Raw genomic sequence first — 21,788 nt, forward strand, 5'->3', positions numbered from 1 at the left:
TTATGAAAAAAATCATACTTACCGCCTCGTTATTGATCAGCACTTTGTCACCCGTTATCGCTGCCGAAGTTAATGTCTATTCGGCCAGGAAAGAAGAGCTGATCAAGCCACTATTGGACGAGTTTGAGAAGGCCCAAAATGTTAAAGTTAATCTTATTACTGGTAAGGCGGATGCGTTGATTTCCCGTGTGGCTTCTGAGGGCCAATTCAGTCCGGCGGATGTTTTGTTGACTACTGATGTAGGTCGATTGCAACGGGCTAAGGAAATGAGTTTATTGGCCGCTACGGATTCCACTGTGCTGGAAGAGAAGGTTGCCTCAAATTTAAGAGATGAAGAAGGTTTCTGGTTTGCACTTACCAAGCGTGCTCGCCCTATCATGTATCATCCTGAGCGCGTAAACCCAGATGAACTTGGCTCCATATTGAACCTTGCAGACTCAAAATGGAAAGGGCGTGTTTGTATTCGCTCTTCAAACAATATTTATAATCAGTCTATGATTGCCTCGATGATCGCTAAATTTGGTGAGCAACGCGTACAGCAGTGGGCTAACGCTTTTGTTCAAAACTTCGCGCGTAAACCCAAAGGTGGTGATAGAGATCAGATTAAGGCTGTCGTTGCAGGACAATGTGATATTGCGATAGCCAATACTTATTATCTTGCGGGAATGTTGGCGGATACTGACTCAGAAAACCACAAAATCGCAGCACAGTTAAAAGTATTCTGGCCAGATCAACAGGGTAGTGGGGCACACATCAATATCTCCGGTGCCGCAATGCTTAAACATGCGCCCAACAAAGCAAACGCTCTGCGCTTAATGGAATTTTTAGCCAGTGAGTCAAGCCAAAAGTGGTATGCCGATAACAATCACGAATATCCTGTAGTGGAGGGTGTTGCAATGAGCGCATTGCTTGCTGGATTCGGTGAATTCAAAGCAGAAGATGTGCAATTACAACAAGTGGGAGAGCTAAATGCTGCGGCCATTAAGTTGATGGACCGGGCGGGTTGGCAGTAATTCGCGACTTTTTCTGTATTTTTGCCAGCTAAAATAATGACGCTGAAGTTCCAACTGCGCCATCTGGTAATGCTGCTTTCACTATTGATGGCATTACCCGCTTTTGTGGTGCTGGGTTCCTGGTTGTTACCGCAATGGGACAGCTGGGCTCATCTGACGGATACTGTTTTGGCTGGTTACATTCAAAACAGTCTGGTACTTGCTTTAGGGGTAGGGATAACCTCGGGAGTGTTAGGCACCTGGTGTGCATGGTGCGTTAGCCAATATCAGTTTCCACTGGTGAGCTATTTGCGCTGGATGTTATTCCTGCCACTGGCTATCCCGCCTTACATAATGGGTTATCTGTATACTGGCGTACTGGACTTTTCCGGACCGATACAGCAGTTGTTTCGCGATTTAACCGGACTCAACTATGGCGAGTATTGGTTTCCGGATGTGCAATCGATGCCCGGCGCAATCTTTGTCCTTTCTTTAGTGTTGTTTCCCTATGTTTATGGGCTGGCTTATGTGGCTTTCACTTCTCAATCTCGCTCTTTTTTGCAGGTAGCGCAAAATCATGGGCTCAACGAGTGGCAATACTTCAATAAGGTCAGTTTACCATTGGCATTACCCGCGATTATTACCGGTGTGTTATTGGCTATGATGGAGTCTTTAGCTGACTTTGGAACCGTGGAATACCTTGGCATCGCGACTTTTACCACAGGTATTTTCCGAACCTGGTTTGGTATGAACCAACCCTTGGTGGCTGCGCAACTCTCTGCTGGGCTCGTTTGTTTTGTGTTGTTTTTGTTTTGGCTGGAAAAGCGCGTCAGACAGCGTCAGCGTTTTTACCAGACCAATCACCAAAGGGAGCTGCTTAGGAGACCGACATCCAAGGCGAAAGCGTTTTTGCTGGTATCTTCTTTGTTGCTGATCATGACGTTGAGTTTTTTTGTGCCGTTATTGCGCTTAGTTAGCTGGTCCTGGCTGGTGCTAAAACAGTCCACTGAATTTGGCACATTACTGTCGTTGGTGGCCAATAGTGTCCTTGTGGCTGGCAGTGCAGCTGTTGTGATCATGTTTATTGCATTGTTATTTGGTTATGCGCTGCGGGATAAACCCAATAGACCGCTTCGTTTTGTATCAGGCATCGCCATTGCGGGTTATGCGTTTCCCGGGGCAGTGATAGCGGTAGGGACGGTAATGGTATTGGGTAAAGCCGATATGATATTAAACGAAATCTTGGGAGCAATTTTTAATTGGCAGCCCGGATTGATATTCTCGGGTACCTTGGTGGCATTGTTGTTTGCTTACTGTATTCGATATCTTACGGTGGGATTCCAGCATGTTCAAAATGGTTTAAATCGCATCTCACCTTCATTGGATCAGGCCGCTAAAACCTTGGGTGAACGCGATTATGGTGTATTGCGCAAGATTCATTTTCCAATCCTCAAGTCGTCCTTATTAGTGGGCGGATTGATGGTATTTGTGGACGTATTGAAAGAGCTACCCGCCACCTTAATTTTGCGCCCTTTTAATTTTGATACACTGGCGGTAAAAACTTATGAGCTGGCCTCTGATGAACGCTTAACCGACGCATCATTGCCCGCATTATTAATTGTAGTGGCAGGTATGCTTCCTGTCTGGATTATACAAAGGAACATCAAGTCACAATAAATTATGTTGCAGCTAGACAAGGTAAGTATTCAATACGAAAGTAAAACTGTTGTACAACAAGTTTCCTGGCATTTAGAGGCCGGAGAAATCGGCTGTTTATTGGGTAACTCCGGCTCTGGTAAAACCTCCATACTCAAAGCCATCGCTGGCTTTAAAAGTGTTTCTGAAGGGCGGGTTGTTATTCGAGAAAATACGGTGAGCTCGGTGCAACAATTATTGGCGCCAGAGCAACGAAATATTGGCATGATGTTCCAGGATTTGGCCCTGTTCCCTCATCTTAATGTTGGACAAAACATTACCTTTGGATTGCAGAAGCAGGACAAAGCCAGTCAGGGCCAACGGATGTATGAGCTGCTGGAGTTAGTGGGCTTACAGGGTCGGGAAAACGATATGATCCATCAATTGTCTGGCGGACAACAGCAGCGTGTTGCACTAGCGAGAGCATTGGCCCCAAGACCCGATTTACTGTTATTAGATGAACCCTTCTCTAGTCTCGACAAAGACTTACGGGAGCATTTGGGGCAACAAGTCCGAAACATTTTAAAACAAGAAAACACCACGGCTTTGTTGGTAACTCATGATCATGCCGAAGCTTTTACCATGGCGGACAAAATTGCTGTGTTAAGTCATGGGCAATTGAAACAAACAGGCAGTCCCTATCAAGTTTACCATCAGCCTAACAGTCGCGAGATAGCCGACTTTCTGGGGGTTGCGGATTATTTACCTGTGAACCTTGTTGAGCAGCGATTGATTACGCCTATTGCAGAGTTTTCCCAATCGATTTTGACTTGCGATTGGCAAGAGGGGACAGAAGCGCAATTGCTGGTGCGCCCCGATGACGTTATTCACGATGATCAAAGTCAATTACAAGCAAAAGTTGTCAGGCGCTATTTCAAAGGCGCACAATTTTTATTTGAACTGGATTGTCGCGGATATCGATTGCATTGTTACGCCTCGGCTCATCACAATCATTTGCCAGGTGATAACATTGGTATTCGCTTTGATATGCAACATTGTATTTTGTTTCCTCAGGTGTAGTTATTGGCTCGTTGCTGGGTAAATTCTTATATTGCTAAATTCCCGTAAGTTGAACTTCTGTTACAAATGCAACCTTTAAAAAAACTAATTCGATGCCATGCTTATTATCTGGAAATAGATAACCGCAATATTTATGTTTAAAGCTTTATTTGAGTGGCTGGATTTAGATAGTGGTGCCTCGTCTGAGCAAGCCTCCGAGCAACTAACGGTGCCGCTGGCTACGGCCGTGTTGTATTACGAAGTGGTGCGCGCTGATGAACACTTTAGCGCTGATGAACTGGAATTGTACGAGCAAAAGGTATTTGTAGAGTTTGAATTAACTCAGGAGCAGCTAAGGCCATTTCTCAAAAAAGTTGAGGCTAAAGCTCATCACGCTGTTGATTACATGCAGTTTACCCGATTAATTCACGAAAACTGCACTGTTGAGCAAAAGCGCAACATTCTTATATCGCTATGGCATCTGGCGATGTCTGACGGCAACGTTGATCCTCATGAAGAGCACTTGATCCGCAAGATGTCAGATCTGATGTATCTTTCCCACTCAGATTTTATTCAAACCAGGATATTAGCCCGTGATTCACTGGCTGCCAGGAAATAACCTCGCAATACATTGATTTCTGCCGGCGTTTTTTGCCTCGTAAAGGCAACCATCGGAAAAGGACAAAGCATCAGATAGTTCGATGTTGCTGGCCGGAACAAGTGCTGTAACACCCATACTCAGCGTTACGATATTAAACTCGCCATTGTTTTCGTGGACAATGGCTTCTGTTTCAATCGCTTCCATCAATTGCAGTGCAAACTGCTGTGCACCCGCTAATTCAGTATTGGGCAATACGGCAGCAAACTCTTCACCGCCATACCTGGCCAATATATCGGTTTCTCTTTTGAAACTGTTTTGTAAGACAGTGGCCACATGCTTCAAGCACTCATCGCCCTTGAGATGACCATAAAGGTCGTTGTACCTCTTAAAATTATCAATATCGATCATTAAAATGCTAAGGGGTTCTTCTTCTCTCAAAGCTCGTCGCCACTCTTTATGTAATAAATCATCAAAGCGGCGACGATTGGCAATACCCGTAAGACCGTCGGTAGTGGACAACATATTGAGTCTTTTTCTATGGCGCACCAGTTCTAAATGATTGCGCACCCGCATTTTTACTATAGGAGGATGAAAAGGTTTCGCAATGTAATCAATTGCCCCCATTTCCAGTCCTTTTTCCTCGTCCTCAATACTATCAAGGGCAGTAATAAATATAACTGGAATATCCGTTGTTGCCGGATTTTGCTTCAGGTGTTGACAAACTTCATAGCCGTCCATATCAGGCATTACCACATCGAGCAGAATCAAATCCGGAGTCAATTTTAATGCCTGGCTCAACGCGTTTTTGCCATTGGTGGCAAAACTGATATCGCAATCTTCACGAAGGATCTCACCTAACATCTTAATATTGCTGATGGCATCGTCTACAACTAAGACTGTTTGTTTTTCACTACTTGCCTGTTCAGACATGTTAACTGGCTCCATCGTGCAAGTTCAGCTGGCTACGGATTTGATTGAGGTGGCGAACTGCCAATTCATAGTCAAGGTGATGAATCGCAGCATCAAGATTATTTAATATGTCTGGATCCACTTGTCCAGCCAGAGCAGTATTGATTTGCTCCGATAGCTCCAATGCATCCAGTGATTGTTTCTCTAGTAACTTAGCCATGTTGTCTGTCAGCGTTTGTACTTCAGCTAATCGTTCAACTGATAATAAACGGGGTTGTTCAAGCGCTGTTTCTTGCTTAGCAGGCTCACTTTTTTGAGTGAAATAGTGATTCAGTGTCTTTTCCATTGAGGAAACGTCTTCCAGCAAGAGTGTTAACAGGTTGTGGTCAAGACTGTCTTTCTTTTTGAAGTTTAACTCTAATGCCACCGTCTTCTGGTGAATATCATTGGCGGCAATATTGCCCGCTTCACCTTTCATGCGGTGCAGAATTTGTCCTGTTTTATCTTGGTCTTGTTCATCAATGGCGTGATTGAGGGTTTGTGAGAACGAACTACAGCTTTGCTGAAACTCATAGAGGATTTCATCAAGCAAACTGGCTTTATTTCCTATTCGTTTAAATAGGGTGTTGATTTCAATACCGTCGATATCTGGCAGCGAGAGCTCAGTTTTTGCCTTTTCAGAAGTGGTCTTTGCTTTTAATTCTGAGGTGGGTAACCACCTGGCAAGCGTCTCATAGAATTCTTTCACGTCAATGGGTTTGGTTATGTAGTCGTTCATACCAGCCTGACGACTTTTCTCTCTATCTTCTTCCAGTGCATGTGCCGTCATGGCCAAAATGGGAGTTTGTATTTTGAGATCATTGCGGATCAGTTTTGCTGCTGTTAAGCCATCCATAACAGGCATCTGAATATCCATTAATACCAAGTCAAAGCTTTGTTCATTTAGCTTGTAGATTGCTTCCTGGCCGTTGTTGGCAATGGTTGTTGTGGCATTAATGTCGTCAAGTAACGCTATTGCGACTTCTTGATTAATCTTATTGTCTTCCACCAACAGAATCTGTTTAGTACTAAAATCTGGAAGGGCCTGTGCTTTTGAACTTTCAGTATGCCTATCTCGCTTGTCCGAACTGCGCAGCACTTGTGTCAGGCTATCGAATGTCTCTCTTGCTACCAAGGGTTTGTACATTACGCTGTGAAACAGTTGATCAATATTTTCCTGATGCTTTTCTTCAGCCCCCATTGTGGTCATTAGTACCAGCTTTGTATTGCCAATAAGCCCCTTTTTCAACAGCATCTCTGCAGTTTCAAGACCATCAATGTCAGGCATGTTGTGATCGATGATTATCGCATCGCAATCCATCTTTCCTTCTTGTTTTGACAGGGCTTTTAACAGTTGACTGGCGGAGTGGTAAATGTGAGCTGACACGCCAAACTGCTGCAGCAATTTACTGGCGATAGTGGCAGAGACATCACTGTCGTCAACAATGATGACATAGGGATTATGGCTAGATTCAAAGTGCGGGTAGGGCACCACTGCTGAATTTGCTTCGGTCTCCAACCAAACGTCAAAATAAAAGGTACTGCCTTTGCCATACTGGCTTTTAACAGCAATAGAACCTTCCATCATCTCCACCAGGTGTTGACAAATAGCCAGGCCAAGTCCCGTACCGCCAAAACGACGTGTCATGCTGTTGTCCACTTGATTAAAGGACTTGAATAGCAGATCCTGCTTATCATCATCGATGCCAATACCGTCATCTTTTACCGAGAAATAGAGATTTAAGCGCGAGCCCTTTTGCTCTTTGACAGAAACGGTGACCACTATTTCACCTTGTTCGGTGAATTTGATGGCATTATTGACCAGATTTAAAAGTACCTGACCAAGACGCAGCGGATCACCTTTTATGGGTTGGGGAATATCCGGTGCCATATCAAATAGAATGTCCAGGGACTTCATTTGTGCCTGGCTTATCAGGACGTTAGACAGGTTGGTTAACAATTCATCAATGTTAAAGGGGATGGTTTCCAGTTCCATTTTGCCCGCTTCAATCTTTGATATATCCAATACATCGTTAACCAGACCCAAAAGCACATGAGCGGATGAGTCAATGCGATTGACATATTGTTGCTGCTTGCCATCAAGCGCGGTTTTTTTGATTAAATAAGTATTGCCAATGATGGCGTTCATAGGGGTGCGAATTTCATGACTCATATTGGCCAGGAATTGTCCTTTGGCCTTGCTGGCTACTTCGGCATTTTCTTTGGCCTGAATGAGGTCAGCTTCAATTTGTTTTTGCCTGGTTATGTCTCGTGCTAAACCTTCAACACTGATAAGTTGGCCCTGTTCATCAAAAAGGTTTACCTCTGAAAACAATATCCAGCGGCGGTTGCCATTAGCGTCAGTGATCTCACCTTCAAACTCGGTTTGTGGTAGGTCTGGATTTATCTGGCTCAAGTAGCGTTTAGCCACATGGTTTATGGGGCTGTCAGTAAACAGTTTACCGATATCCTTAAATTCCGTTGTGGCATGACCATAAAGCTGCGTTGCACCTTCACTGATCCATTTAATGGAGCCATCAATGTCACGCGTGTAGACAAAGTATTGGTTCAAGCTACTCACCAGGCGGTGATACTTGCGCTGGTTTTCTGTCAGCGCCATTTCTGACGCTTTACGTCTTTCTATTTCTTTGTTTAGAGAGCGAAAGAGATATATTGACGTACCCCATGCAATAAGTAATAAGAATAGTGCGATGGCACCCTGGATAACCAATTGGTTGCGAATATCGCGCGCTAACAGACGGAAAAACTCATCAGAAACTTTAAAGTGGGCTATGCCAATAATCGCGAAGGTATCGGGTGAATAAAGGGGCACCTCTACATCAAAGCAAGTGCCACAACTTGCTTCTCCACGGACGATATTGGGTAGTTGAGGAAATTGCTCTATGTCGAGTTCCAACATGATTTGTTTGAAGAACGGCTCTCCAAGATTGGGCTCTTGATAAAGCATTAAACTACTAATGGTGCGTTCCAATTCATCGCTGTTGCCAATTTCTTCATAGGATTGCAAGGCGGAAATCAATTGCAAACTTTGCGACTCTGCCAGGAGTTTGGCGTCTGCGGCTGATTCTGTGCGCAGTTTAGGTTGTAATACCTCAGTCCAATAAAGTGCCAACGATAGTTGCAGAGATATTGCCAGCATAACAAATATAGCTGATATCGCTCTCGGGGTGCGTTTCAGGTACTTTCTATCGTGTTGGCTCATAAAGGGTCGCTACTCTGAGAAAGAAAGATTTGATCCTGATGCCGGATTTGTCCATTGCTGCTGCATTGATAAAAGGTTTAGGGCTGGTATCAATGGTTAATCCGCTGAAAATGCCCTTTTCAACATCACCGGGAAAAGGTGAGTAGGTTACAATATTGCTATTCTGACCGTAGCTGGCCACCGCCTTAATTTGTTGGGTATTGAGGCGATCTAATACAAAAACGCCAGCGGGAGAAATGTTTTGTGCGGAAATTTGCGACAGGTCTGTCATCAGATGAACCAGTACTGGCATATCCCTGATGCGGCCTTTTTTGTCACCGCGCCCCATGCGCAAAAATGAGCGTGCTAACTTTTCAGCTTGTTTGACGTCTCGGCTGTAAAGAAAAACGATGTCCAAGGCATTGTCTGCATTATTTTTATCTCTAATGTCTTGATCTGCCTGGAGTATAGATTTGAACATCTTTAAACCGTTCAGGACGCGAAAGTCATCCTCAGCAGTTACATTAAAACTGCAGCTTAAAAACAATAGAAGGCACAGCCAGTAAGGCATAAATGTACCTGATAATCTCCAGGAGATGTTTACCATCAGTGAGATTTATCCATTTCGTTGCTTTTTATCCGTTGTGCAAAAGTCGTTTATCGACGGTCGATGCCTAAGTATAGCCATAGTTTTCAATTACTTGTACCGTCCTCTAAATTGCCAGCCTTTTTTAACCGATCTCTTTCGTGTAAGTGTTCTTGCCAGCGTTTCTGGCCAATGTGCCCCTTCACCAACTCCAGTATTTCCACAATCAGATTGAGGAACTCAGTGTTAACTTGTTTTTCTTCATTGGTGAGGTGATTGAAGCCTTTTTCAAAGACATCCGATACCGTAGCGTTATCCATATCCTCTAGCATGTTGGTTATAGACTGAATAACCACATTGGATACGGTGTTTTCAAGGCGCTTTTCAAGACCACCACCTAAAACGGGCACAAGATTCAGCATAGCGATTTGTTTGTCCTGACGCACGGCTTTTTCAACACTTTTGATAATATGTTGCCGAATTACTTCGCCTTGTTCCGGGTGACTGATGGATTGCCCTAAATGTTGCATCAGTGAAGAAACCCACTGCGTCACAACCGCTTTGCGTGGTGCAATAATTTGATCGGCAATGTCATCAAGTAGGCCGGAACTTTTAGCGATTTCTTCCTGCGCGTCGGTAATTACTTTAGCGACGATACGATCACTGAGCTCTTCGATCAAAACATTGTAATAAAACGTAAAAAAACGGAAAAATGCCCAGTTCCTGAAATCGATTATCTGGTATTTGTGCAAGCGATAGATGACGGAAATAATGCGTAAAAACCGAAAAATTCGGGCGGATTCCACGGGAATACAACCAACAAGATCATACCAATGAACAAAGGGGAAAAAATACCAGCGCATATATTCCTTATTTTTTACTGCCACTATCCAGCGCACAACGAATTCACTGAGAAAGATGGCAATAAAACATAAATCGACAAATAAAAAGTTGTCGTGTATCGGCTGATAAAAAGTAATGACACCGGGAGCATATTCGGTGAGAAAGTCAAACAGCGCTGCCGTAGAGTACAGCGCATCGAAAATAAGCAGAATTAAGTTAATGATCAACAGGCCCATCATAAACAGGTCAACGACGAACCAGAATCCCTGCTTACTTTCGCGTAATTTCTCGTAATTCATTACCGCTCTCCACGTCGTTATTTAGATCGCGCTTTTTCGGCGGTTGATCTGCGTTAATACTTCCAAAACAGTTGCTTAAAATCAACTGCAAAAGTGTTTATGTGGATGTTTCTGGGCTGATTTGGGCTTTGCGTTGTGCCATTGCAGAGTACAACAGGATAACTAACGCAAATATCCACAAAGGCAGGTCTCCCCAATAACGGTAAGGGGTCATACCCTCCACTTTGGGCAACTGAGCTTCAAGGGTCGCCTCGGCAAACTGTGGTGCTTGTGCAATGACTTTTCCGGTGTGATCAACAAATGCGGTTAAACCATTATTCGTGGCACGCAACAAAGGCAAACCAAACTCAGCGGCTCTAACTCGGGCTATTTCCAGATGTTGTGCCGGGCCATGGGAGGCACCAAACCAAGCATCGTTGCTTACAGTAACGATAAAGTCAGTGTGTTTTCGCAGATTCGCTGCAATCTGACGTGGAAAGGCAATTTCAAAGCATATAGCTGACAAAAAATGGTAACCGTTGACTTCTAAATTCGCCTGTTCATAGTTCCCTCTGGAAAATGACGACATGGGCAAGTCGAATATTGGGGCGAGTCCTCGCAGCCAATCTTCCATGGGAATAAATTCTCCAATCGGAAGTAAATGGTGTTTTGCGTAGCGATTGTGATGTAGGTATTGGTATTCAGGTGCATCAGCTTCAGCATTGCGTTTACCCAATACTATCAGGTTATTAAAGGCTTCTGAGGTTTCGAAGTTGTAATTGACGATACCGGTAATAAGTCCTGTATCACTATTAAAGGCTTGTTTGTCCAACTCAGTTAAATAGTCTTGAGCCAATGGCTCCAGTTTCGGGATGGCTGCTTCGGGCCAAAGCACGATATCGTTGTGCCATAGGGACTCACTAAGCCCGAGGTACTTTTGCATGGTGGGCTGGTCTTGTTCAGGCACCCAGCGCAGTTCCTGTTTAATATTGCCTTGCGCCATCGCCATGTTTACCACATCGTCACGCACTTTAACAAAAGAGAAATTGTTCAATATTAATGTAATAACAGCCAAGGCGAGTGAGGCGACAACAGCCGATTTATTTGGAATCGGAGCGCCACTTGCTTTACTGGCAAGTTGGCTGGCAATGAAGCTACAAAATAAAATCAGCACACAACTTACGCCTGTTTCGCCGATGAGGGGATACCAGGCAGCCAGTGGGCCTTGAGATTGAGAATAGCCTATCGATAACCAGGGAAAACCGGTTAAAAACCAGCTACGCAGCCACTCAATCAAAAACCAAAGCGCGGTGAAAATAAGGGGTTGAATGCCTTGGTTTTTAAACTTGTTGCAGAGCCATATAACAATGCCAGGGAATAAAGCCAGGTAGCCCACCAGTAATGCCATGAGTGCCAGCGAACCTATCAAGGGTAAACCACCAAAATTGGCGATGCTTACATGCACCCAGCTGACACCTGCGCCAAACCAGCCAACACCAAATACAAAACCGCTTTTAAAACCACTAAGCTGAGGATTGATAAGTAGCAAGTAGAAAAACAGCGAAAGGCTGATAAAAGGGATAAACCAAATAGAGAAGGGGGCATAAGCAAATGTCATTGCTATGCCCGCCAGAAGGATTAATAAATAGTGGCTATAAGGTTTTTTAAGCACTGGCAAGGTTTTTGGCAGGTACTCTAGGTAACGTCACTTTCAATTGTATGAGGCGCCTGCCATCAGCGTTATTCACCTTAAACTCAATTTCATTGATCACAATGGTTTCATCTTTGGAGGGCATATGACCAAAACTATTAAGCACAATGCCACCTATGGTATCAGCTTGTTCTTCATCAAAGTCGGTATTGAAGTAGCGGTTAAAATCATCTACCGCAGTCAGCGCTTTTACGGAGTAGGTGTAGGTGTTAAGTGCTTTGATATCTTCTGTTTCTTCATCATCGGCATCGTGTTCATCTTCGATTTCACCCACAATGAGTTCCAGGATATCTTCAATGGTGACAAGTCCAGATACGCCGCCGTATTCATCAATAACGATAGCCATGTGATAGCGGTGTTGACGAAACTCTCTGAGTAATACGTCAACTCTTTTACTCTCGGGTACGATAACCACCGGACGTAAAATGTCTTTCAGCTCAAATTGCTCCATTTCACCAAAAGCGTACTTGAGCAGGTCTTTGGCTAATAAAATGCCTTCGACGTGATCCTTGTTTTCGGATACAACAGGGAAGCGAGAATGTGCCGTCTCCAGGACTAAAGGGAGAAACTCAGCAACCGATTGATTGATATCAATGGTCACCATCTGTGCTCGCGGGATCATAATGTCTCTTACCCGCATTTCGGCAACTTCCAGTACGCCGTGGATCATTTCGCGAGTACCGGGATCGATTACTTCTTGTAGTTCAGCCTCGTTGATAACCTCAACCAGCTCTTCTCTACTCTTGGGCTCTCCTGTGAAGGTTTGAATGATTTTTTCTAACCAACTCTTACCAGAAGAACCGTTGGTAGAGTGTGGGTTGTCGTCGTTACTCATGACTGTGACATAATTCCTTTGTTGGCTGGCGCCCTATAATTCATGATCTTGATAGGGGTCGTCAATACCTAAACTGTTTAAAATATGAACTTCAAGGCGTTCCATTTCTTCCGCCTCTTGGTCGTTTATATGGTCATAACCTAATAAATGCAAGGTACCATGCACTAACATGTGTGCCCAATGGGCTGAGATGTCTTTTTTCTGCTGCTTTGCTTCTTGTGCAACAACCGATTGGCAGACAACCAGATCACCTAACAAAGGTAAATTTAAACCTGGAGGTTGCTCAAAAGGAAATGACAATACATTAGTGGGTTTGTCTTTGCCGCGGTAAGTGTCATTTAAAGACTGACTCTCTTGTTCATCCACAATGCGAACCGTCAGCTCCAGAGGCTCATTTTGAGGATACTTAGCCAGCAAAGATTTTTGCACGTTAATTAGTGTTCTGTTTATCCATTCGCTAAAGGATGCCACTAAGGCTTCCTCTGGAGGGTGTTCTACCGCCAGCTGGATATCCACATTGGCAATAAGACGATTTTCATCAGTTTGTTGCATCGTCATTATTGCTCTTTTTCTCCACTGCCGGTTGCGTTTAGCTTTTCAATACGTGCTTGCTCTTTTTTCTCTTTTTGTAAACGCGCTTCTTCTTGTTCAAACTTGTCATAAGCTTGAACGATACGAGCTACCACAGGATGACGTACAACGTCATTTGCGGTAAAGAAGTTGAGGGAAATATCATCCACGTCTTTTAAAACTTCAATGGTATGACGCAGTCCGGAGCGGACTCCTCGAGGCAAGTCTATCTGAGTGATATCACCTGTAATGACTGCCTTGGAATTGAAACCGATACGCGTGAGGAACATTTTCATCTGTTCTACTGTGGTATTTTGACTCTCATCCAGAATAATAAACGCATCATTGAGAGTGCGCCCACGCATGTAGGCAAGTGGCGCCACTTCGATAACATTGCGCTCAATAAGTTTCTCTACTTTTTCAAAGCCCAACATCTCAAATAAAGCGTCGTACAGTGGGCGCAGGTAAGGATCCACCTTTTGTGATAAATCGCCAGGCAAGAAGCCCAGTTTTTCGCCCGCTTCCACGGCCGGGCGGGTGAGCAATATACGGCGTATCTCTTGACGTTCCAGCGCTTCGACGGCACAAGCTACAGCGAGGTAAGTCTTACCAGTACCTGCCGGACCAATACCGAAGGTGATATCGTGCTGCACCACGTTCATCAGGTATTGCGATTGATTGGGGTTGCGTGGCTTAATAACGCCGCGTTTGGTTTTAATGTGGACTTCTTTGCCCCAACTTTCGCTGCGATTTTGCTCCAGCACGCTGCTGGCCTGGATTGCCAGGTGCACTTGTTCTGGTTCCAGTTCGGGAAACTCACTTTTTACAGGTTGGGTTTCCACATACAAGTCTTTCAACAGTTGCAAAACACCATCCACCTGAGATGCTTTACCGGTAACTTTGAAACTGGTGCTGTTATAACTTATTTCGACACCAAGCCGTTTCTCGATTTGCTTGATATTATCGTCAAATGGTCCACAAAGGCTGGACAGGCGACGGTTGTCGATTGGTTCAAGGGTAATGTCTTTAGTTGTTAGTAAACTACTCAATGGCTTATCTTTTTAATTGGGTTGAAACTGAGTAACGCCAAGGCTGTCGGTTTTATCCTGACGCGTTTCAAGAATGCTTTCTGGGGTTGTGGCAATTCTCAAATCCATTTGCTCCTCGGTACGCACTACATTGCCTCGCAAAGAGTTTGCGAATACATCGGTGATTTCGATATCCACAAATTTGCCCACCATATCAGGTGTGCCTTCGAAGTTTACAACGCGATTATTCTCTGTGCGGCCAGACAATTCCATGATGTTCTTTTTAGAAGGACCTTCCACCAAAACCCGCTGAGTCGTACCTACCATATTGCGAGCTATGCGTTGTGCTTGCTGGCTAATGCGCTGTTGCAACAGGTGTAATCGTTGTTTTTTCACTTCTTCGCTGACATCGTCAGGTACATCGGCCGCAGGCGTACCTGGTCTGGCGCTGTAGATAAAGCTGAAACTCAGGTCAAAATCCACGGCCTGGATCAGGTTCATTGTGTCTTCGAAGTCTTGATCGCTTTCGCCTGGAAATCCGATAATGAAGTCTGAAGACATGCTCAAATTCGGACGAACTTTTTTCAGACGTCGAATTTTAGACTTGTATTCAATAGCAGTGTGACCGCGCTTCATCATTGCCAGGATATGGTCTGAACCACTTTGTACTGGTAAATGTAAATGATCTACCAATTCAGGGATGGTTTCGTAGGCATCGATGATGTCGTCTGTGAATTCCACCGGGTGAGAAGTGGTATAGCGAATCCGATCTATGCCATCAATAGCTGCAACCAGATGCAGTAACTCAGCGAATCGACAAATACTGCCGTCGTAGTTTTCACCGCGATAGGCGTTCACGTTTTGACCCAGTAGATTGACTTCTCGTACGCCTTGCTCTGCTAACTGAGCAATTTCAAAAATGACATCGTCCACCGGGCGAGACACTTCTTCGCCACGAGTGTAGGGAACAACGCAGAAACTACAATACTTAGAGCAACCTTCCATGATAGACACAAACGCGGTCGGTCCTTCAGCACGAGGTTCGGGAAGGCGATCAAACTTCTCTATTTCCGGAAAGCTGATGTCTACTACCGCTTGCTCACCAGCCTGCACTTGAGAGATCATTTCGGGTAAGCGGTGTAATGTTTGCGGACCAAAGACAATATCTACAAAGGGTGCCCGTTGGCGTATGGCATCACCTTCTTGAGAGGCGACACAGCCACCGACACCAATCACCAGCTCCGGTTTTTGGTTCTTCAGATTTTTCCAGCGACCCAGCTGATGAAATACTTTTTCTTGAGCCTTTTCGCGAATGGAACAGGTGTTGAGCAGAATGACATCTGCGTCTTCCGCTTCTTCTGCAAGGGAATAACCATGGGTGCTATCCAGCAAATCCGCCATTTTTTCCGAATCGTATTCGTTCATTTGGCAGCCCCATGTTTTGATAAACAGCTTCTTACTCATGTCCACTCACTCAGCTCTTAAATATTACACATTTTACCCGTTTGATTTGAGATTGTACTCAAAAAAAGGGCGCGTATTTTATAAGCTATTGCCGCCAGATGCCAGTTATTTAGTGAGAATCATTTTCTCGATAGAAGCCCTTATTTTTATAGGGATTTATTCATTGGCACAGGGGGCCATTTTTATTTCTTTGAACATTGTCGGTTCAGGGCGGTATTTTTACCCTCAATTCATTCGTTTAACCATGGAAACAAGCCAGCAAAAACTAGTATCGGGTATGTTTTTTCATACAAGGATATAAATATTGTGAAGTGATTCCCAAAACCACCAGTAAATTCTAAATATGAAGTTGAATTGTGCGATTTCTGTTCTAGAGTTGAAACAAAACATGGCGCAAATTTATCAATGTCTTCTGCCTTCCCAGGTGGTTTGATTGCGCTAAAAAGAGGTGATGGAAAATCTCTAATTCTCATGGAAATAGCGTGACTTACCCTAAAGAACCTGTCTCAGGAGCAGAATGTTATGACAGATGACAAAGGTCCGAAAAAACAAAAAGTCGAATCCTCAATCGAAAAACTTGAAGATCGCATTGCCCCCGGTGGTATAGGCGGTTTGGTTGGCGATCTCGGTATTGAATCAAATGATGCCCCCACTGCAGATAATGATGGCGATCCACCTCCGGGAGGAGACGACCACCCTCCAGGAGATGAAGGTGGCGATCCTCCTCCTGGCGGAGAGGGTGAAACGTCCGATGGTAGTAACACTGTTACTCATCCAGATGGTACCGTAGAAACCTATAACGAAGATGGTTCTGGTAGCATCGTTTATCCCGATGGCTCGACGGAGACATGGGATGGTCAAGGCGGTGGTACCTGGGACGATGGGCAAGGCAATACAGCTCAATGGAGTGCCGATGGCTCGGGTTCCTGGACCTCATCAGATGGCAGTAGTGGTTACCACAATGCCGATGGTTCAGGTGGTTATAACAACGCCGATGGTAGTCACGGTAGTTATAACGCAGATGGTTCTTATAGTCATACCGAAGCTGACGGTACCATTTATCAGGGCAATGCCGATGGCTCAGGCTCGATTACTTATCCCGATGGCACCAGTGAAGCTTGGGATGCGCAGGGTAATCCAGTCGGTGGTGATTCTGGTGGCGACCCGGGGGACACTGGCGGTGAACCGCCGGCAGGTGATAGCGGCGAAGAAGGATCCGAAACAGGCACAACCACCCATCCCGATGGCACTGTAGAAACCTGGAACGAAGATGGCTCTGGTTCAGTGGAATATCCAGATGGTTCTTCTGAAACCTGGGATGGTCAAGGTGGTGGTTCTTGGGATGATGGACAAGGTAATTCCAGCACCTGGAGTGCCGATGGCTCTGGAACCTGGAACAATGCTGACGGCAGCAGTGGTTACTACAATGCTGATGGCTCTGGCGGTTACAGTAATGCCGACGGCAGTCACGGCGAATATAATGCCGACGGTTCTGGTTCGCATACTGAAGCTGATGGCACGGTTTACAACTGGAATGCAGATGGTTCCGGGGGCGTTGAGTATGCTGATGGCTCAACGGAAACTTGGGATGGACAAGGCGGTGGCACCTGGGATGATGGCCAAGGTAATTCCAGTACATGGAATGCCGATGGTTCGGGCTCCTGGACATCAGCCGACGGCAGCAGTGGTTATCACAATGCCGATGGCTCTGGTGGCTACTCCAACGCCGATGGAAGTCATGGCTCTTACAACGCTGATGGTTCTTATACTCACACAGAAGCAGACGGCACAACTTATCAACAGAATGCCGATGGCTCAGGCTCGATAACCTATGCTGACGGTACAGTCGAAGAGTGGGATTCGCAGGGTAATCCAATAGGCGATCCCCAAGGTGGTGATACAGGCACTTCTGAAGGTGCGGAAGAACAACCGGAGTCGGGCACGACAACACACCCAGATGGTACAGTTGAAACCTGGAATGAAGATGGCTCCGGCTCTATGGTCTATCCGGATGGCTCTACAGAGACATGGGATGGTCAAGGAGGCGGTACCTGGGATGACGGTCAGGGCAATACCGCACAGTGGAATGCTGACGGTTCTGGTAGTTGGACGGCGTCAGATGGCAGTAGCGGTTACCACAATGCCGATGGCTCTGGCGGTTACACTAACTCTGATGGCAGTTATGGCTACTGGAATGCCGATGGCTCTGGCTCACACACTGAGGCTGATGGCACAGTTTACCAGTTCAATGCTGACGGTTCGGGCTCAGTGACATATCCTGATGGCACCACTGAGACATGGGATTCTTCAGGCAACCCTGAAGGCGGTACTCACGACGGTACAGCTGGGGAGCAAGGTGATGATGGCACCGCAGGTGAACACGGTGATGATGGTGGCTATCCTGAGCCTGAAATTGTGGATGAGTATGTTAATGATGCTGGTGCAACGGTCATTACTTATTCTGATGGTGCGGTTGAAACCCTTAATCCTGATGGTTCCGGCAGCATTACTTTCGCCGATGGGGCAACGGAAACTTGGGATGGCTTAGGAGGTGGTACCTGGGATGATGGTCAAGGAAATACCTATACCTGGAATGCCGATGGCTCTGGCTCCTGGACTTCCTCCGATGGCAGTAGTGGCTATCACAATGCCGATGGCTCGGGTGGCTATGCCAACAGTGATGGCAGCCACGGTACCTATAATAGTGATGGTTCTTACACTCATACTGATCCGGACGGAACCGTTTATCAGCAAAATGCAGATGGTTCTGGTTCGATAACCTATCCTGATGGCACGGTAGACACTTGGGATGCGGATGGAAATTGGACTGGTGACGGCCCAGGAGATGAAGGTCCGGAAGGCGAAGGCCCCGACGATGAGTGGATGGAACCTGGCAGTGAAATGGATGATCACGGTGACATCGTTGATGAACAAATTAACGAAGATGGTTCCGGTACAGTCACTTATGCTGATGGCACGGTAGAAACCTGGAATGCCGATGGTTCAGGCAGCATTAGTTATGCCGATGGTGCAACTGAAACCTGGGATGGCCAGGGCGGCGGTACATGGGATGATGGTCAAGGTAATTCCTGTAGCTGGAACGCGGATGGTTCAGGAGAATGGAGCTCTGATGATGGCAGTTTCGGTACCTATAATGCCGATGGCTCTGGGACATATACCAATGCCGATGGCAGTTATGGTAGTTGGAATGCCGATGGTTCAGGCACACACACTGACCCTGATGGTACTACCTGGGTGATGAATTCAGACGGTTCGGGCAGCGTAACCTACCCAGATGGTACGGTGGATACCTGGGATGCGGGCGAAGCACCGTTTGACGGTGATGGTTCTGAGCCTGGCGATGGCGAACCATCAGATGGCGGAGTGCATGGTACGACGCCACCGGATCCCAACGGTTATGTCAATGAGTTCATTTTGCCCTTGTTTGAAGGAGGCTCTGATCCTGCCGAGTGGGGACTCGATTACGATGAAGATGGCCCCACCAGTTGGACCTTACCCATCGACATGAGCGACGTTGATTTAGGTAGTAGCACCTTTGTCATATCTGGCGATATGGTGGGTGAATGGGAAGGTGGTATTCCACCAGAAGCAACCGGCCCTGATGCCGATGGTAATTATACCATCCAGAGTTGGCCTGTTGCGGAAGTAATCGATAATGGTGATGGCACCGTCACCTTAGTGTTTGATGAAATGCCTTAATTGGCTGAATGTTTTAATTAACGGAGAATATATTATGGCTAAAGTAACAAAAGCTGATCGTGTTAAACAAAGAGCATTAGCAGCAGTGGCTGGCGCGAAGGTTAACGGTTATAAGTTGGCTGCCAGAGCGCAGACAGCGAAAGCCCGAGCCAATGCCCAGTAAAGATTAACAGGCTCTAATAATCAGGCGGGTTAATTACCCGCCTTTTTATTGCCTTGATAAAAATGGCAATTATGTCAGATAAAACCCCTTACTTTGATTTAAAGCCACTATACTTAATTTGCATATCTAACAAGCGTGGGGTAACAGGGTTTTAGCATGGCAAGCAGAACGAGAGGGCAGAGCTCGAATAATACCAGTAAAGAGATTAGTGAGTTAAACCGCAAAATAAAAATACTGTCCACCTCCCGAAAATTAACCCACGAGTTCATCGGTCAAGCCTATGACGTAAAACACCTAATGCAAATTGTCTTTGACCGTATTTTAAATGCGCTTGACGCAGAGGCTGGCTCTTTTTGGATTACAGATAATAAAACTAAACAGAATATTTGTTTACTCGCTGAAGGACCGGTTAAAAATGGCGTAATCGGGTTAAAGCTGGACTTTGGAGTCGGCATTGTTGGTACCGTCATCGAAACCCAAAAATCAAAAATTATTCTTAATTGCGCCCGCAGCAAAGAGTTCTCTCAAACGGTAGATAAAAAAACCGGTTTTGTTACGCATTCCATGATTTGTGTTCCCTTGATTATTGATGGTGAGTCCTATGGTGCTATCCAAATCGTCAACAAAAAACACGGTGTCGATGGACAGTTTGATACCAATGACTGTGAACTGGTGAAAGACCTGGCGGTAAGCGCTGCAATATCAGTAAAGAACGCCCGATTGATGGAGATGGAAAGCAAAGTCAAGGAAATGAACGCGCTGATGAGTATCTCCAATGAGGTGGTATCCTCACTGGATATGGATCAGGTACTTAATCTGGTAGTTAACCGTACAAATGAGTTAGTGGACCTCTCCCTTGGTGCTATTGCGCTATTGAATGATGATCAAACGCTCTCTATGAGTGTTATATCCGGTGGCCAAAAAGTCGATGCCGCAGATGCCAGACAAGTTGCAATGCTGGCATTAATGAAACAGGTTCAAAATCTTGAACGCTCAGTTTATGTTGCAGATCGCGAACGCTACATCGCCAGTCAAAAGGGCAAACTGAACGATTGGGTTAAGTATATGCGAGCACAGGACGTACAGAGTCTTTGGTCTATCGCTATTAGAGATGAGGAAGGCGTTTTAGGGGTACTTTGGTTTGAAAGTAAAAGTCCTCATTTTGCTGACGGCGGCAAGGGGGATTTGTTGCATATTATGGCGTCACAAGCGACAGTCGCGCTGCGCAATGCTAGCTTGTTCAACAGCATCACCAATCGCAAGTCGCTAAAGGGTTTAAAAGACGCAACGATTAAGTGGTTTAAAAACAAAGGTCAGCGCGCAGCTATTATTGCTGGCACACTTGCCACTCTGTTATTGAGTTTTCATTTTCTACCGGTTTTGCGGTGGGTTTCTGCCCCCACAACGGTAGAAACGCAATTAGGCAGAGGTATTTTCACTCCCGTAGACGGTCGGATCAGCAACATTCTTGTACGTGAAGGACAATCCGTAAATGCCGGCGACGTTGTGGCCGAGCTGGATAAAACTGCCATACGGCTTGCACTGACTGAGGCTCAGGCACAAATGGCGATAGCGGAGCGGCAGATTGTTGAGGCTCGGGCTGAAAAAGACAGTTTCGCTTTATCCAATGCCATTATTCAACGTGAATCCACTCTGGCCAAGGTGGTCAAATTGCAAAGTGATTTAAGCAATACAGAAATCGTTGCTCCCATCTCAGGTGTCGTGCTAAACACCAATGTTGGCGAATTGATGGGACGCTTCTTTGGGCAGGGTACAGAGATTTTTCGCATCGCCAATCCCGATAAATTCCGACTCGTGGTACATGTTGCTGAAGAAGACATCATGGATGTGCAACTGGAGCAAGATGTCAGAGCGGTACTGAGAGCCCGTCCCGGTGAGTACGTGTATGGCAAAGTCCTGCATGTAGGGCGGTCTTACGAAGTTCCCACCACCATACTCGAAACGGAAGAGGAAGTAGATACCAGTGAACTTAAAACCGGTTTTGTGGCAGAGGTATTGATTACTAACTCTGATTACAAAGTACTGCCAGGGATGACCGGACAAGCTCTGATATATACGCCAGAGACATCAGTAGTGCAGCGCTACTGGCGAAGATTGCGCAATTTCTTTATTTATACGTTTGGGCTGTAATC

The 21,788-nt window shown here is 45.6% G+C and carries 16 protein-coding genes; 7 read left to right on the forward strand and 9 right to left on the reverse strand.

The annotated features are described in order from the left end of the window. Positions 1–2: 2 nt before the first annotated feature. The 4 genes from ACXAGP_RS07790 to ACXAGP_RS07805 all read left to right on the forward strand — a co-directional run bounded on the left by ACXAGP_RS07790 (position 3) and on the right by ACXAGP_RS07805 (position 4,305). Positions 3–1,013: a Fe(3+) ABC transporter substrate-binding protein gene (locus ACXAGP_RS07790; RefSeq protein WP_475260600.1), complete on the forward strand. Its 1,011-nt coding sequence runs from the start codon at positions 3–5 to the stop codon at positions 1,011–1,013. 36 nt (positions 1,014–1,049) lie between these two features. Next, positions 1,050–2,669 carry an ABC transporter permease gene (locus ACXAGP_RS07795; RefSeq protein ID WP_475260601.1) on the forward strand — a complete coding sequence of 540 codons (1,620 nt, stop codon included), beginning with the start codon at positions 1,050–1,052 and terminating at the stop codon, positions 2,667–2,669. Positions 2,670–2,672: 3 nt separating this feature from the next. Further along, the gene (locus ACXAGP_RS07800) at positions 2,673–3,707 is read left to right on the forward strand and encodes an ABC transporter ATP-binding protein (protein ID WP_475260602.1); all 1,035 of its coding nucleotides are present in this window, start codon (positions 2,673–2,675) and stop codon (positions 3,705–3,707) included. A gap of 133 nt (positions 3,708–3,840) precedes the next feature. Then, a complete protein-coding gene (locus tag ACXAGP_RS07805) occupies positions 3,841–4,305 on the forward strand; it encodes a tellurite resistance TerB family protein (RefSeq protein ID WP_475260603.1) in 465 nt (154 codons plus the stop codon). Here the strand turns inward: ACXAGP_RS07805 and ACXAGP_RS07810 are convergent. The 9 genes from ACXAGP_RS07810 to miaB form a co-directional block, all read right to left on the reverse strand. Next, positions 4,285–5,217 carry a diguanylate cyclase gene (locus ACXAGP_RS07810; protein ID WP_475260604.1) on the reverse strand — a complete coding sequence of 311 codons (933 nt, stop codon included), beginning with the start codon at positions 5,215–5,217 and terminating at the stop codon, positions 4,285–4,287. The two genes, ACXAGP_RS07805 and ACXAGP_RS07810, sit on opposite strands and share 21 nt — an antisense overlap. A 1-nt stretch (position 5,218) precedes the next feature. Then, the gene (locus tag ACXAGP_RS07815; protein WP_475260605.1) at positions 5,219–8,458 is read right to left on the reverse strand and encodes a response regulator; all 3,240 of its coding nucleotides are present in this window, start codon (positions 8,456–8,458) and stop codon (positions 5,219–5,221) included. After that, complete coding sequence (locus ACXAGP_RS07820; protein WP_475260606.1) at positions 8,442–8,918, reverse strand: hypothetical protein; 477 nt, start codon at positions 8,916–8,918, stop codon at positions 8,442–8,444. The genes ACXAGP_RS07815 and ACXAGP_RS07820 overlap by 17 nt, the downstream gene beginning before the upstream one ends. Positions 8,919–9,130: 212 nt before the next feature. Further along, on the reverse strand, positions 9,131–10,165 hold the full coding sequence (locus tag ACXAGP_RS07825) for an ion transporter (RefSeq protein WP_475260607.1): 1,035 nt from the start codon (positions 10,163–10,165) through the stop codon (positions 9,131–9,133). Positions 10,166–10,262: 97 nt separating this feature from the next. Next, a complete protein-coding gene (gene lnt / locus ACXAGP_RS07830) occupies positions 10,263–11,762 on the reverse strand; it encodes an apolipoprotein N-acyltransferase (RefSeq protein WP_475260608.1) in 1,500 nt (499 codons plus the stop codon). A 46-nt stretch (positions 11,763–11,808) separates the two neighbouring features. Next, positions 11,809–12,690: an HlyC/CorC family transporter gene (locus ACXAGP_RS07835; RefSeq protein WP_475260610.1), complete on the reverse strand. Its 882-nt coding sequence runs from the start codon at positions 12,688–12,690 to the stop codon at positions 11,809–11,811. A 33-nt stretch (positions 12,691–12,723) separates the two neighbouring features. Next, positions 12,724–13,248: an rRNA maturation RNase YbeY gene (ybeY, locus tag ACXAGP_RS07840; RefSeq protein WP_475260611.1), complete on the reverse strand. Its 525-nt coding sequence runs from the start codon at positions 13,246–13,248 to the stop codon at positions 12,724–12,726. Continuing rightward, positions 13,248–14,309 (reverse strand): PhoH family protein, encoded by a 1,062-nt coding sequence (locus tag ACXAGP_RS07845; protein WP_475260612.1) that lies wholly within the window; start codon positions 14,307–14,309, stop codon positions 13,248–13,250. Before ACXAGP_RS07845 ends, ybeY begins: the two co-directional genes overlap by 1 nt. A 12-nt stretch (positions 14,310–14,321) precedes the next feature. After that, entirely contained in the window at positions 14,322–15,752 is a 1,431-nt protein-coding gene (gene miaB / locus ACXAGP_RS07850; RefSeq protein ID WP_475260613.1) for a tRNA (N6-isopentenyl adenosine(37)-C2)-methylthiotransferase MiaB, read from the reverse strand. A gap of 522 nt (positions 15,753–16,274) precedes the next feature. Between miaB and ACXAGP_RS07855 the strand changes: the two genes are divergently transcribed. From ACXAGP_RS07855 to ACXAGP_RS07865, 3 genes are all read left to right on the forward strand, one after another. Beyond that, positions 16,275–19,472, forward strand: coding sequence for a beta strand repeat-containing protein (locus ACXAGP_RS07855; RefSeq protein WP_475260615.1), 3,198 nt, complete (start codon positions 16,275–16,277; stop codon positions 19,470–19,472). 34 nt (positions 19,473–19,506) lie between these two features. Beyond that, entirely contained in the window at positions 19,507–19,635 is a 129-nt protein-coding gene (locus ACXAGP_RS07860) for a hypothetical protein (RefSeq protein ID WP_475260616.1), read from the forward strand. A gap of 156 nt (positions 19,636–19,791) precedes the next feature. After that, entirely contained in the window at positions 19,792–21,786 is a 1,995-nt protein-coding gene (locus ACXAGP_RS07865) for a GAF domain-containing protein (RefSeq protein WP_475260618.1), read from the forward strand. Positions 21,787–21,788: the final 2 nt, after the last annotated feature.

This window comes from Planctobacterium sp. AWM4_229 (genome assembly GCF_056160305.1).

Coding starts and splice junctions, on each gene's coding strand:
- ACXAGP_RS07790 (WP_475260600.1), top strand. CDS start 3: ATGAAAAAAATCATACTTACCGCCTCGTTATTGATCAGCACTTTGTCA.
- ACXAGP_RS07795 (WP_475260601.1), top strand. CDS start 1,050: ATGACGCTGAAGTTCCAACTGCGCCATCTGGTAATGCTGCTTTCACTA.
- ACXAGP_RS07800 (WP_475260602.1), top strand. CDS start 2,673: ATGTTGCAGCTAGACAAGGTAAGTATTCAATACGAAAGTAAAACTGTT.
- ACXAGP_RS07805 (WP_475260603.1), top strand. CDS start 3,841: ATGTTTAAAGCTTTATTTGAGTGGCTGGATTTAGATAGTGGTGCCTCG.
- ACXAGP_RS07810 (WP_475260604.1), bottom strand. CDS start 5,217: ATGTCTGAACAGGCAAGTAGTGAAAAACAAACAGTCTTAGTTGTAGAC.
- ACXAGP_RS07815 (WP_475260605.1), bottom strand. CDS start 8,458: ATGAGCCAACACGATAGAAAGTACCTGAAACGCACCCCGAGAGCGATA.
- ACXAGP_RS07820 (WP_475260606.1), bottom strand. CDS start 8,918: ATGTTCAAATCTATACTCCAGGCAGATCAAGACATTAGAGATAAAAAT.
- ACXAGP_RS07825 (WP_475260607.1), bottom strand. CDS start 10,165: ATGAATTACGAGAAATTACGCGAAAGTAAGCAGGGATTCTGGTTCGTC.
- lnt (WP_475260608.1), bottom strand. CDS start 11,762: ATGACATTTGCTTATGCCCCCTTCTCTATTTGGTTTATCCCTTTTATC.
- ACXAGP_RS07835 (WP_475260610.1), bottom strand. CDS start 12,690: ATGAGTAACGACGACAACCCACACTCTACCAACGGTTCTTCTGGTAAG.
- ybeY (WP_475260611.1), bottom strand. CDS start 13,248: ATGACGATGCAACAAACTGATGAAAATCGTCTTATTGCCAATGTGGAT.
- miaB (WP_475260613.1), bottom strand. CDS start 15,752: ATGAGTAAGAAGCTGTTTATCAAAACATGGGGCTGCCAAATGAACGAA.
- ACXAGP_RS07855 (WP_475260615.1), top strand. CDS start 16,275: ATGACAGATGACAAAGGTCCGAAAAAACAAAAAGTCGAATCCTCAATC.
- ACXAGP_RS07860 (WP_475260616.1), top strand. CDS start 19,507: ATGGCTAAAGTAACAAAAGCTGATCGTGTTAAACAAAGAGCATTAGCA.
- ACXAGP_RS07865 (WP_475260618.1), top strand. CDS start 19,792: ATGGCAAGCAGAACGAGAGGGCAGAGCTCGAATAATACCAGTAAAGAG.